Raw genomic sequence first — 12,860 nt, 5'->3', positions numbered from 1 at the left:
CCTTTGCCCCTCTGCCCGGCGTTTTATGCACGATGGCGGAGGTCAGGGAGGTGACAACTCAATAGTATGTTGTAACTATAATAAGGCGTGTTCTGTTCACGGCGGCCAGTTTTACTGGCCGTCGAGCCCACGAATAGGTTTAACGGAAGACCAGGTACGGCAGGATGGGCAGTGCCAGTAAAGTGCATGCGCGGTGAAACCACACTTCTGGCAGCGATAGCGCGGCTTGGTGCGAATCTGTTCGCCCACCATGTCACGCAGCACCATCAGGCTTTCTTTGGCACGGCCATCTTCCGCCTCATGCAGGTTCAAATCCATCAGGCGATGGAACACACGCATCGTTGGATGGCGTTGCAGCTGTCGACTGATGTAGTTTTGCGCCGCTTCAGCACCCTGCTGCTGCTCCAGGATATCCGAGAGATAGAGTTCCGCTGCGGCTCCCGTATTCTCTTCCACACAACGCTGCAGGAAATCAGCCCAGGCTTCGGGCTGATTAAGCCGCTGGAAACAGGTCTCCAGCATCCCCAGCGTTTCACTGACCAGCTCTTTATCCTGATCCAGCACCCGCTGCAGATGGCCCACCGCTTTGGTGAAATCCTCTTTCTCCATGAAAATACGGCCCATCATGATAGAGATGCGCGCGCTGTTGCGATCGGCCGCCTCCCCTTTCTTCAGCAGGCTCATTGCGCGATCCAGGTCGTCGCTGCTCATGGCCTGTAACGCCAGTTCACAGTAGAAGTGGGCAATTTCGCCCTTCTGCTTATCTTTACCGAGCTTAACCAGACGTTCTGCCACCTCAATCGCCTGCTGCCAGTCGCTGGTTGCCTGATGGATCAGCAGCAGCTGCTGCAGCGCGCCCACCCGGAAGTCCGTTTCATCGGTGAGCTGCTTAAACATATCTTCAGCGCGGTCATAAAAGCCCGCCGCCATATAATCACGCCCCAGTTGCTGAACGGCGAGCAGACGCTGCTCGTAGCTCAGGGAAGCACTTTCCATGAGAGCCTGATGAATACGGATAGCGCGATCAACTTCGCCACGCGATCGGAAGAGATTACCCAGCGTCAGGTGGGCTTCTACCGTGCCGCTGTCCTCTTTGAGCATATCAAGGAACAGATCGACCGCTTTGTCCTGCTGATTTGAGAGCAGGAAGTTTACGCCAGCGACATATTCACGCGACAGTCGGTTGGCTTCCTGTTGCTTGTCCTGATGTGCACTGCGGCGGCCCATATACCAGCCATACGCAGCCGCCACCGGCAGTAACAGAAACAGCAATTCATGCATCGGGGATTATTCCCGGCCAGCCGGCGAAGCTGGCGTGGTCGCCAGAGCAGTACTCTGCTCGATTTGCGTCTGCATACGCTTGATTTTCCGGTTGGCATTTGCCAGTGCGACGCGGGTCCGTAACCAGAACAGCCCACAGATAATCCAGCCAAGCACGAAACCTGCGCCAAACAGCGATGCCAGTAAGGTCGAGATGCTGAACTCACCCTGCGCCAGCAGATAGTTAAAAGTAATGACCTGATCGTTATGCGCACCCAAAGTGACGGAAATAATAAAAATGACCAGTACCACTAAAAAAATCAGCAAATATTTCACAGTGCATCCTGTTGTGAGGTTGTCGGGTAGAATTATGCCAAAACTCCAGCAAAAATGCTGCTCCCAGCAGCATCGGCCAGGTCACTTTTGCGCAGGCCTGACTAATAATATGGGGTCTTAAGGGTGAATTACAATCAGGGCTCCCGCTGCGCCACCTCTTTTTGCTCTTCCGGCGGCAGCGTCAGTGGTCCACAGAATCGCTGTGCCAGCCAGGTAGCGACGGTGACCAGTATCCAGGAAAGTACCGTTGCCATTGCCAGATCGCGCGGCCAGTGCATGCCCAGCAACAGACGGCTCGCCATCACGCCCGTGGCCCACAGGAAGATCACCACCACGGTTTTATAGTGACGACGCGGCCAGAGCAGGCCCAATGCCAGTAGCGCCCAGCTGGCGGCAAACATGGTGTGACCAGAGGGAAAAGCGAAACCGGTTTCAAACGCCCAGTGACGTTTCAGCCAGCCAGGGATCTGCGTCTCATCGGCTATCAGCGAGGTCACCATCTCCCCACGCTGTTTACGTTTAAGTTCGTAAAAGGTCTTTTCGTCCAGACCATGATGCTGTTCCAGCCAGATCACATAGGGACGCGGCTCCTGTATCTGCTCTTTAATAAAGGATTTGGTGTATTGCCCGGCCAGAATCGTCGCGTTCATGATCAACAGAAGCAGAATGGCGGGCTTCAGGCGAAAGCGCAGGCACCAGAGCATCCATGCACTCAGCAGTACGCTGGTGACAATGCCCCACGGATTGGTGACGGTTTCGGTCATCCAGAACAGACCTTTCAGCACCGCATTGCTTTCACCTGCCTGCCAGCGCCAGCCAGTAAGCCAGACGGCAACGGGCATGATCAGCAGCAGCAGCATTCCGAAGGTGGTTCGACGCGAAATCTTAAACATCCTCTTCCCTTATCCCGGTGTTAAAAGACAACAATTGCATAACTTTAGCTTAAAAAAGAATAACATAACCGTTGCCGATTGGATAATTGTGCTTTATCACTGCAATTGGTATCAGAGATTACCAGCCCGCTTGCGGGTTGTGGCACAATATTGCACGTTTGTCGGGCCACACTGGCCTGTGCACTATCATGATGATAGTGCATCCTCTGAAGGTTCTGGAGAGTCACATGCAGCTTAAACGGGTGGCAGAAGCCAAACTGCCCACGCCATGGGGAGATTTCCTGATGGTTGGTTTTGAAGAACTGGCAACCGGACATGACCACGTTGCACTGGTCTTTGGCGATATTAATGATAACGAGCCGGTACTGGCGCGCGTTCACTCCGAATGCCTGACCGGCGATGCGCTCTTCAGCCTGCGTTGCGACTGCGGCTTTCAGCTTGAAGCCGCCCTTAATGCCATCGCAGAAGAAGGTCGTGGTGTGCTGCTGTATCACCGCCAGGAAGGCCGTAATATCGGTCTGCTGAATAAGATCCGCGCCTATGCGTTGCAGGACAAAGGCTATGACACCGTAGAAGCGAACCATCAGCTAGGCTTTGCCGCTGATGAACGCGACTTCACCCTGTGCGCCGATATGTTCAAACTGCTGGGCGTAAATGAAGTGCGCCTGCTGACCAATAACCCGCGTAAAGTTGAGATCCTCAGCGAAGCCGGGATCAATATCGTTGAGCGTGTGCCGCTGGTTGTGGGACGTAATCCGAAGAATGCGCACTATCTGGATACCAAAGCGGCGAAGATGGGGCATCTGCTGCCGAAATCCTGAATGAAAAAGCCGGGTCTCCCCGGCTTTTTTTGTCAGTCCAGCATATTGCGGATAACGTAGTGCAGGATGCCGTCGTTACGGTAATAGGTCAGCTCATTACCGGTATCAATGCGACAGCGGGTGTCCAGCGCCTCTTTACTGCCGTCAGCACGGGTCAGCGTCACTTTCACGCTGCAGCCTGGCGTCAGTGCCTGAAGATTCTCCACGTCAATACGCTCTTCACCGGTCAGGCCCAGGGTTTTGCGGGTCACGCCCTGCGGGAATTCCAGCGGCAGAATGCCCATGCCGATCAGGTTTGAGCGGTGAATACGCTCAAAAGATTCAGCAATGACAACTCTCACACCCTGCAAACGTGGGCCTTTCGCCGCCCAGTCGCGGCTTGAACCGGATCCATACTCAAGGCCGGCAATCACGGCCAGCGGTATACCTTCCGCCTGATATTTCATCGCCGCGTCATAGATAGCCAGCTGCTCGCCACTCGGATAATGACGGGTATAACCGCCCTCCACGCCTGGCACCATCTCATTGCGGATTCGGATGTTGGCGAACGTGCCGCGCATCATCACTTCATGGTTACCGCGACGGGAACCGTAGGAGTTAAAGTCGGTTCGCTCAACGCCGTGCGACAGCAGATAGCGTCCGGCCGGACTTTCAGCTTTAATGCTGCCCGCCGGTGAGATATGGTCCGTGGTAACGGAGTCGCCCAGCATAGCAAGAACCCGCGCACCGCGAATATCCTGCACCGGCTTAGGCTCTTTCTCCATATCATCAAAGAACGGCGACAGACGAATATAGGTCGAGCCTTCATCCCAGTCATACGTCGCCGCTTCACTGACCTTGATCTCCTGCCACTCGGGCGTGCCGTCGAAGACTTCAGCGTACTCTTTGTGGAACATGTCGCTGGTAACCTGCTGCACGGCTGTGGCAATCTCTTCCGGCGTTGGCCAGATATCTTTCAGATAGACCGGCTGGCCCTGACGATCGTGGCCCAGTGGCTCAGTCTGCAGGTTGATTTTCATATTACCCGCCAGCGCATAGGCTACCACCAGCGGTGGCGACGCGAGCCAGTTGGTTTTAATCAGCGGATGAATACGACCTTCAAAATTGCGGTTGCCGGACAGCACTGCACCGACAGTCAGATCGCCCGCTTTAATGGCAGACTCAATCTCATCTTTTAGCGGACCAGAGTTACCGATACAGGTGGTGCAGCCATAACCGACCAGATTAAAGCCCAGCTCATCAAGATAAGGGGTGAGTTGCGCGACGGCGAGATAGTCTGAAACCACTTTAGAACCGGGTGCCAGTGAAGCTTTAACCCAGGGCTGACGTTTCAGGCCACGCTCGACCGCTTTCTTCGCCAGTAAGCCAGCCGCCATCAGCACGCTGGGATTAGAGGTGTTAGTACAGGAGGTAATCGCACTGATTACAACGGCACCGTCGGTCAGTGTATGCGTCAGGCCGGTGTCACTGTCGGTGTATTCGACATTTTTATGCGGTTTCTGCGCCTGATTCACTTCCAGCTCGTTGCTGGCGTCAAACGCGGCAGGCACATCACCCAGCGAAACCCGATCCTGCGGACGTTTTGGTCCGGCAAGGCTCGATTCCACTTCGTTCATGTCCAGTGACAGGGTGCTGGTAAAGCGCGGCTCATCGCCGGCGTTGCGCCACAGTCCCTGTGCTTTGGCATAAGCTTCCACCAGGGCGACCTGATCGGCATCGCGGCCGGTCAGCGTCATGTAGCTCAGCGTGACATCATCGACCGGGAAGAAACCGCAGGTCGCGCCATATTCCGGGGCCATGTTGGCAATAGTGGCGCGATCAGCCAGCGGCAGATCGGCCAGACCATCACCGTAAAACTCGACAAATTTGCCCACGACGCCATGCTTACGAAGCATCTGGGTAACGGTAAGCACCAGGTCAGTCGCGGTGATGCCTGGCTTGAGTTTGCCGGTGAGTTTGAATCCCACTACATCCGGAATCAGCATGGAGACGGGCTGGCCAAGCATGGCAGCTTCTGCCTCGATTCCCCCTACTCCCCATCCCAGCACGCCCAGCGCGTTGATCATGGTGGTGTGGGAGTCAGTGCCGACCAGTGTATCGGGCCAGGCATACTCTTCGCCGTTGAGCGTTTCATGCCAGATCGCCTTACCCAGATACTCCAGGTTCACCTGATGGCAGATACCGGTGCCCGGCGGTACAACCCGGAACTTATCAAATGCTTTCTGTCCCCAGCGCAGGAAGACATAACGCTCATGGTTGCGCTCCATCTCCAGCCGGACGTTCTCTTCGAAAGCGTAATCATCGCCAAAGTGATCAACGGTAACTGAGTGGTCAATGACCAGATCCACTGGCGATAACGGATTCACTTTCGCCACATCGCCACCCAGGCGATTTACCGCTTCGCGCATCGCCGCCAGGTCAACTACGGCAGGTACGCCGGTAAAGTCCTGCATTAATACACGGGCGGGACGATAGGCGATTTCACGATCGGCGTGGGCATCTTTTTGCCAGTCAACCAGCGCCTGAATATCTTCTGCCGTAACAGAATCACCATCCTGCCAGCGCAGTAAATTTTCCAGCAGGACCTTCAGAGATTTGGGCAGACTGTCTATATTGCCGAGATGTTGAGCAGCGCGGGGAAGACTGAAGATGTGATATTTTTTGGTGTCGACCTGCAGTATTTCCTGACTCTGCTCGCGTAGGGTAGACGACATAGCTCCTCCTTTTTCATTCATGGTCTTAAACCTTAGAGAGACAAAGGTTTATGTTAAAGATAGACCAAAATTCGTTAACGATTTGATTACAACACAAATTGCCACAATCGCTCACAAACGAAAATGCCCCGTGAGATCACGAGGCATCATAAAAAAGGTGATTTAATTCAAATTACAGCGTTATCCACACCGCCGCAGACCAGAACGCAAAGGAGAAGGCATACGCGCTGAGCCAGGACATTTTAATCATATTCATTTGGTTCACTCCTTCGCCGGAATCTGGCGTAAAAGTTTTTGCGGTCACCTCATCAAGGCGACACCCTTTGGTCGTACGCAATGTGGTAAAGGGCAATTAACAAGCCCGCCGGAAACTCCGGAAATAAAAACTGCGACTAATAAATGGTCTGAAAAGGTTATTTACTCTTAGGGTCCAGGAATGACTCAATAAAAAGTCTCTGGTTATCACTCAAATCCCACGATTCGGGGATAGACACTTTCTCGTCCTTTGCAAGTGGTTCTTTTCCTTTGCAGGCAACCGGCTTGTGCTGACGTGAAGTCAGGGAACGTTTATGGCTGAGTGTGTTTGCCCACATGGCTTTAGCCCCAGATACGCCAAATCATTAACGCTACTACCACCCAGAACAGCGCAGAGGCAGCGAATACGGTTAACCAGGCATTGCGACGGGTGTTGCCGGTACGCTCAACCTTGGTGCTTTTTGCCGGGAAACCCGGTTGTACAGTCAGTCGTGTATTCATAGTTTTTGATAATCACTCTCAACAAAATGATTGATAACATCGATTAAGATTTAGGAGGAATCCTAAACGCGTTAAGGCCAAAAATCCAGTTATTTTTATTGAGTAAAACGATTAACGGTATTAATCAATAGGAGCCAGTAACGTAAGAAACCATTAACTTCGGAACAAATATTTAATTAAACAGAGAGCTAATAAATTTGAGTTAATTTAAAAACAGGTCCATTTAAAACTAAAGAGATCGCTAAAGACCCTTATGTTTACTGGCTTCCTGCATTAACTCTTAACTGGAGTATGGGAATAATCCTGGCAAGTCGCAAAGTGACATAGTTAAAAATGTGTGGTAATTCGCATTTAAGAAAGCCCGATGGGAAAACATGTGATCAATGTTTCATTTACAAAAAAATCATAAAAATTTTGATTCTCATTTGGCGCTAAAGCCTGGAAACAAAAAAGGCTGCACCTGGCAGCCTTAAGTTTAAGTGAAGCGCGTAAACTCTATTTAAACGGCAGTTTGATATCTTTAAACATCGCCTCAATATCCTCGTTTGAGCGTAAGGCTACCGCTGTGTCCACCACGTCGCGCGTCAAATGTGGCGCAAAACGTTGTATAAAATCATACATATAACTACGCAGGAAGGTACTTCGGCGGAAGCCAATTTTTGTGGTGCTGTTGGTAAAGATGTCAGCGGCTTCAATACGAATAAGGTCAGGATCGGCCACCGGGTCTACCGCCATGCTGGCAATAACCCCTACGCCCAGGCCCAGGCGAACATAAGTTTTGATGACGTCTGCGTCAGTGGCGGTGAAAACAATGCGTGGCGTTAATCCTGCGCGATTAAAGGCCGTATCCAGTTCAGAACGCCCGGTAAAGCCGAAGGTGTAAGTGACCAGAGGATACTCAGCCAGCTCCTCAATGGTCACCTGGCCTTTCCCCGCCAGCGGATGGTCAGCGGTGACGACAATCGCCCGGTTCCAGTGGTAGCAAGGCAGCATGATTAAATCGTCATAGAGATGCAGTGCCTCGGTGGCAATCGCAAAATCCGCATTGCCCTTGGAGACCGCTTCGGCAATCTGAGTCGGGGAACCCTGATGCATGTGGAGTGAGACACGCGGATAACGCTCAATAAAGCCTTTGATCACGCCAGGCAGCGCATAGCGAGCCTGAGTGTGAGTGGTCGCCACATAGAGCGAGCCTTTATCCGGCCAGGTATGCTCACCCGCCACCGATTTGATCGCATCCACTTTTGAGAGCACTTCACGCGCTATACGAATGATCTCTTCACCTGCCGGCGTGACCTGGGTGAGATGTTTCCCGCTGCGGGCAAAGATTTGCACGCCCAGTTCATCTTCCAGCATGCGAACCTGTTTGCTGATGCCAGGCTGAGAGGTGTAGAGGCCTTCCGCTGTCGAAGAGACATTGAGATTATGGTTTACCACTTCGACGATATAGCGCAACTGCTGTAATTTCATATCTGTTCCATCCGGTAAGTTACAGAGTCGCATCCCCGGTTGACGTATAGTCGCTAGGGTAGAAAATGCTATGCATCAGGAAAGGTCGGAAATGCTATAACAACTATATCAGTTTACGTTAAAGAGTAGAACGGATTGATATAAGGCTCAGAAAAAGGCCAGCGAGCGCTGGCCTGAGTGGATTACTTCTTCGCGACCTGCCATTTACCGTCTATATAGAAGGCGGACCAGCCTGTTGCTTTGCCCTCTTTTTCAGAGGAAACATACTGCTGTTTGGTTTTACGGCTAAAGCGCACCATCGCTTTGTTACCTTCCGGATCGGCTGCTGGCGCGTCGGCCAGATATTTCAGCTTTTCAGGCAGACGATCTTTAAAGCGCTGAAGCTCTTCCACCAGCGGCGCACGCGTTTCGCGTGATTTCGGGAAGGTGTTGGCTGCAAGGAAAACGCCCGCTGCGCCGTCTCGCAACACGAAGTAAGCATCGGACTTCTCACACGCCAGCTCTGGCAGTGGAACCGGATCTTCTTTCGGTGGAGCAACCTCACCACTACGCAAAATCTTACGGGTGTTTTTGCACTCTTCATTGGTACACGCCATGTACTTCCCAAAGCGTCCCATCTTCAGGTGCATCTCAGAACCACACTTCTCACACTCCACTATCGGGCCGTCATAGCCTTTGATGCGGAACTCACCCTTCTCGATTTCGTAACCATCACACTCCGGGTTATTACCACAGACATGCAGTTTACGTTCGTTATCGATCAGATAGCTGTCCATGGCTGTGCCACACTTCTGGCAGCGGCGACGGGCACGCAGTGCGTTGGTTTCAGCATCATCCCCTTCCAGAATATTGAGAACTTCATTTTCCGGAATCAGGTTGATGGTCTGTTTGCAGCGTTCTTTAGGCGGCAGCGCGTAGCCAGAACAGCCCAGGAAGACGCCGGTACTGGCGGTGCGAATTCCCATCTGACGGCTACAGGTCGGACACCCGATTGAGGTCAGCACCATCTGGTTTGGCTGCATGCCACCCTCTTCAGGATCTTTCTCAGCCAGTTCAAGCTGCTGAGTAAAGTCGCTGAAGAAGTGGTCGAGCACCGCTTTCCATTGCGCCTCGTTATTGGCAACCTGGTCAAGGTTGCTCTCCATGCGGGCGGTGAAATCGTAATTCATCAGTTCGCGGAAGTTCTCTTCCAGACGATCGGTAACGATTTCACCCATTTTTTCCGCATAGAAACGGCGGTTTTCCACCCTCACATAGCCACGATCCTGAATGGTCGAGGTAATGGCTGCGTAGGTTGATGGACGGCCAATTCCGCGTTTCTCAAGCTCGCGCACCAGGGATGCTTCGCTGAAGCGCGCCGGTGGCTTGGTGAAGTGTTGACCCGGCTGCAGTGCTTTAAGGTCCAGAACATCCCCCACACTGACCGCAGGCAACGTACGATCTTCATCATTCTTGCGCAGCGCTGGCATCACTTTGGTCCAGCCGTCGAAACGCAGAATACGCCCTTTTGCTTTGAGTCTGAACTCACCCGCGGCGGCGGTGATGGTGCTGGAATCATATTTTGCCGGTGTCATCTGACAGGCAACAAACTGACGCCAGATAAGCTGATAGAGTTTCTGTGCATCCGCTTCCATATCTTTCAGCTGTTCCGCCACCACGTCCACATCAGAAGGACGAATCGCTTCATGCGCTTCCTGGGAGTTTTCTTTGCTGGCGTAAGTCACAGGATTGTCAGGCAGATATTTTTTACCGAAATTGCTTTCGATATAACCCCGTGCCATGGCGACCGCATCCTGACTCAGGTTGGTTGAATCGGTACGCATGTAAGTAATGTGACCCGCTTCGTACAGGCGCTGGGCCATCATCATGGTTTTCTTAACACCAAAGCCAAGACGGGTACTGGCAGCCTGCTGCAGCGTTGAGGTGATATAGGGCGCGCCCGGCTTACTGCTGGTCGGCTTATCTTCACGATCGACGATCTCATAACGCGCTTTTTCGAGCAGCGCGACGGCGGCGTAGGTTTCATCGCGATTGACCGGACGGAAGGCTTTATCGCCTTTGTGCGTCACATCCATCGACAGCTCATCACCTTTCGGCGTGCTTAGCGCGGCATTAACTTCCCAGTACTCTTCAGGCACAAAGGCTTTAATTTCTCGCTCACGCTCCACGACCAGACGCACGGCAACGGATTGAACACGTCCGGCAGAAAGACCACGGGCGATCTTTTTCCACAGCAGTGGTGAGACCATATAACCCACCACGCGGTCCATGAAACGACGCGCCTGTTGAGCATTAACCCTGTCAATATTCAGTTCGCCCGGCTTTTCAAACGCCTGACGAATCGCATTCTTCGTAATTTCGTTAAATACCACGCGGCTAAAGCGTGAGTCATCACCCCCGATCACTTCCCGCAGGTGCCAGGCAATGGCTTCCCCTTCGCGGTCAAGGTCGGTTGCGAGATAGATGTGGTCAGCATTGGCGGCTAATGCCTTCAGTTCCGCAACCACTTTCTCTTTGCCGGGCAGAATCTGATAATCCGCTTCCCAGCCGTGATAGGGGTCAACACCCATGCGGCTGACGAGTGCGGCTTTCTCATCTTTTTTTACTTTTTTGACTTTCTTGTCAGTCGCAGCGTCTTTGGCTTTCTTTTCAGTCGAGGCGTCAGCACTCTTCTTTGCGGTTGAACCACTGGTCGGCAGATCCCGGATATGACCGACGCTGGATTTAACCACGTAGTCATTGCCCAGATATTTATTGATTGTTTTAGCCTTTGCCGGGGACTCAACAATAACGAGTGCTTTACCCATATTTACCTTTACCTAATGAAAACATCCTGCTTAACGGGAGAGGATTGGATGCCCAAAAACCCATCGGGTTCAATATTGCTGCGCCTGTTTAACATTTCAAGGCGGAGGGGTCAATCTCAGAACAGATGATGCGGTGTAATGCAACTGCATGATAAGGCATACTTTTTCCATCTGAACTCTTCACACATCCCGGTGCAAAATCCCTGAAATCGGAATCGCCCACACTCTACCTGATAAAATCTGTTACGCAACCTAATTAGCACTCAGCCTGAACTTACGCCAGATTTCATCGTTCAGACCGATTTGTCATACCGTCTGGCACGCCAGTAATATAGAAAGGATTTGGGTGCTGTCAAAAAGGAACGAATAAATGGAGAGAACGACACAGGCTATTTCCCGCCAGGCGTTGCTGGAAAAGGCCAATACGCTGATCAAAGAGCATGACGATTATTTAGCAGGCATGCAGGCGGACGAGGTGACTCAGCAGGCCGATGTACTGGTCTTTCGCGGACCGTTTTTTCTTGACGCGGACGGACTGCCGACCGCGAAAACCACCGCCGTGTTTAACGTCTTTAAACACCTTGCAGTGGTGCTGTCGCCGCGCTATCACCTGGAATAAAACACCCGCACCTGAAATAAAAAACCCGGCACAGGCCGGGTTTCGCATCAGAGCAATGGCTTTTCACCACGCTGCCAGAGTTTCAGCAACAGCCGCTCGGCCACCGAACCGGCACTCTGGGTAAAGCGGTCCATCATTTTACGGCGACGGGCATAATGCACGCCAAGAACGTTGAACTGATCCATCTGACGAATGATCAAATCATCGCTGGTGCCAATTTCGTCAATCAGCCCCAGATTCAGCGCCTGACGGCCATACCAGTGTTCACCGGTTGCAACCTTATCGATATCGAGTGACGGGCGCATCTGGTGAACGAACTGTTTAAATAACAGGTGTGTTTCGTCAAGATCTTCCTGGAACTTCTCACGCCCTTCTTCGGTGTTTTCACCGAAGAGCGTCAGCGTACGCTTATATTGTCCGGCGGTATGCAGCTCAACATCGATATCGTTACGTTTCAGCAGGCGGTTGAAGTTAGGAATTTGCGCAACCACACCAATTGAGCCAATGATTGAGAACGGTGCTGCCACGATGCGGTCAGCTACGCAGGCCATCATGTATCCGCCGGAGGCCGCCACTTTATCCACGGCTGCCGTAATACGCAGTCCCTGATCGCGCAGACGCTGCAGCTGCGAGGCCGCCAGGCCATAGCCATGTACCACGCCGCCCGGACTTTCAAGACGCAACAGCACTTCATCGCCGGGCTGTTTTACGGCCAGTACTGCTGATATCTCTTCACGCAGTGAGGTCACCTCACCGGCATCCATGCTGCCTTTAAAATCGAGCACATAAAGGGTGGGTTTGACGCTGTCAGTTTGCCCCTGCTTCGCCGCCTGTTTTTCCGCTTTCGCTTTCAGCTTTTCGCTTTTTTTATGGTTTTTCAGCCAGACTTTTTGCGCCTGGGGTTTCATTTTTGCCAGCTGCAAATCCTCTTTCATCTGCTGATAGTCATCACCCAGATGCGTCAGGCGAAGCTGACCATTTTGTGCCCGCTTGCGCAGCGCAGCATTCATAATAATCATGACGATCGCGGCGACGGCAACCACCAGTGTCACCGCTTTCGCTAAAAACAGTCCATACGTTGAAATAAAATCCATCAGGTCGCCTTAGTTACAGAGAATCAAAAACAGTTCGCCAGTTTAGCCGTTTTGCCCTGCTCCGTCGCCTGAAATGCCAGCAGCCGGCAC

Annotated in this window: 10 protein-coding genes; 2 read left to right on the top strand and 8 right to left on the bottom strand. The window is 52.4% G+C overall.

The window, feature by feature from the left end:
• Nucleotides 1–111: 111 nt before the first annotated feature.
• The 3 genes from lapB to pgpB form a co-directional block, all read right to left on the bottom strand.
• On the bottom strand, nucleotides 112–1,281 hold the full coding sequence (lapB, locus tag LQK91_RS04500) for a lipopolysaccharide assembly protein LapB (protein ID WP_008925277.1): 1,170 nt from the start codon (nucleotides 1,279–1,281) through the stop codon (nucleotides 112–114).
• Nucleotides 1,282–1,287: 6 nt separating this feature from the next.
• The gene (locus tag LQK91_RS04495; RefSeq protein WP_003853856.1) at nucleotides 1,288–1,596 is read right to left on the bottom strand and encodes a LapA family protein; all 309 of its coding nucleotides are present in this window, start codon (nucleotides 1,594–1,596) and stop codon (nucleotides 1,288–1,290) included.
• A 134-nt stretch (nucleotides 1,597–1,730) separates the two neighbouring features.
• Complete coding sequence (pgpB, locus tag LQK91_RS04490) at nucleotides 1,731–2,489, bottom strand: phosphatidylglycerophosphatase B (protein WP_078804456.1); 759 nt, start codon at nucleotides 2,487–2,489, stop codon at nucleotides 1,731–1,733.
• Nucleotides 2,490–2,716: 227 nt separating this feature from the next.
• On the opposite strand from pgpB, the gene ribA reads away from it, so the two are divergent.
• On the top strand, nucleotides 2,717–3,310 hold the full coding sequence (gene ribA, locus LQK91_RS04485) for a GTP cyclohydrolase II (RefSeq protein ID WP_003853859.1): 594 nt from the start codon (nucleotides 2,717–2,719) through the stop codon (nucleotides 3,308–3,310).
• A gap of 32 nt (nucleotides 3,311–3,342) precedes the next feature.
• Here ribA and acnA read toward each other — a convergent pair whose 3' ends face one another.
• From acnA to topA, 4 genes are all read right to left on the bottom strand, one after another.
• On the bottom strand, nucleotides 3,343–6,024 hold the full coding sequence (gene acnA / locus LQK91_RS04480; RefSeq protein ID WP_105099135.1) for an aconitate hydratase AcnA: 2,682 nt from the start codon (nucleotides 6,022–6,024) through the stop codon (nucleotides 3,343–3,345).
• A 597-nt stretch (nucleotides 6,025–6,621) separates the two neighbouring features.
• Nucleotides 6,622–6,780, bottom strand: a complete 159-nt coding sequence (locus LQK91_RS04475) for a YmiA family putative membrane protein (protein ID WP_003853864.1) — start codon at nucleotides 6,778–6,780, stop codon at nucleotides 6,622–6,624.
• 495 nt (nucleotides 6,781–7,275) lie between these two features.
• The gene (cysB, locus tag LQK91_RS04470; RefSeq protein ID WP_003853865.1) at nucleotides 7,276–8,250 is read right to left on the bottom strand and encodes an HTH-type transcriptional regulator CysB; all 975 of its coding nucleotides are present in this window, start codon (nucleotides 8,248–8,250) and stop codon (nucleotides 7,276–7,278) included.
• A 182-nt stretch (nucleotides 8,251–8,432) separates the two neighbouring features.
• The gene (topA, locus tag LQK91_RS04465) at nucleotides 8,433–11,057 is read right to left on the bottom strand and encodes a type I DNA topoisomerase (RefSeq protein WP_105099134.1); all 2,625 of its coding nucleotides are present in this window, start codon (nucleotides 11,055–11,057) and stop codon (nucleotides 8,433–8,435) included.
• Between the two features lie 370 nt (nucleotides 11,058–11,427).
• Between topA and LQK91_RS04460 the strand changes: the two genes are divergently transcribed.
• Nucleotides 11,428–11,676: a YciN family protein gene (locus LQK91_RS04460; RefSeq protein ID WP_003853871.1), complete on the top strand. Its 249-nt coding sequence runs from the start codon at nucleotides 11,428–11,430 to the stop codon at nucleotides 11,674–11,676.
• A 47-nt stretch (nucleotides 11,677–11,723) separates the two neighbouring features.
• Here the strand turns inward: LQK91_RS04460 and sohB are convergent, their stop codons facing one another.
• Nucleotides 11,724–12,770: a protease SohB gene (sohB, locus tag LQK91_RS04455; protein ID WP_003853872.1), complete on the bottom strand. Its 1,047-nt coding sequence runs from the start codon at nucleotides 12,768–12,770 to the stop codon at nucleotides 11,724–11,726.
• Nucleotides 12,771–12,860: the final 90 nt, after the last annotated feature.

It is taken from the genome of Pantoea sp. MHSD4 (genome assembly GCF_021043305.1).
GTDB lineage: Bacteria > Pseudomonadota > Gammaproteobacteria > Enterobacterales > Enterobacteriaceae > Pantoea > Pantoea eucalypti.
Note: the sequence above shows the minus strand (reverse complement) of the source record. Positions and strands in the feature narration are given on the sequence as shown.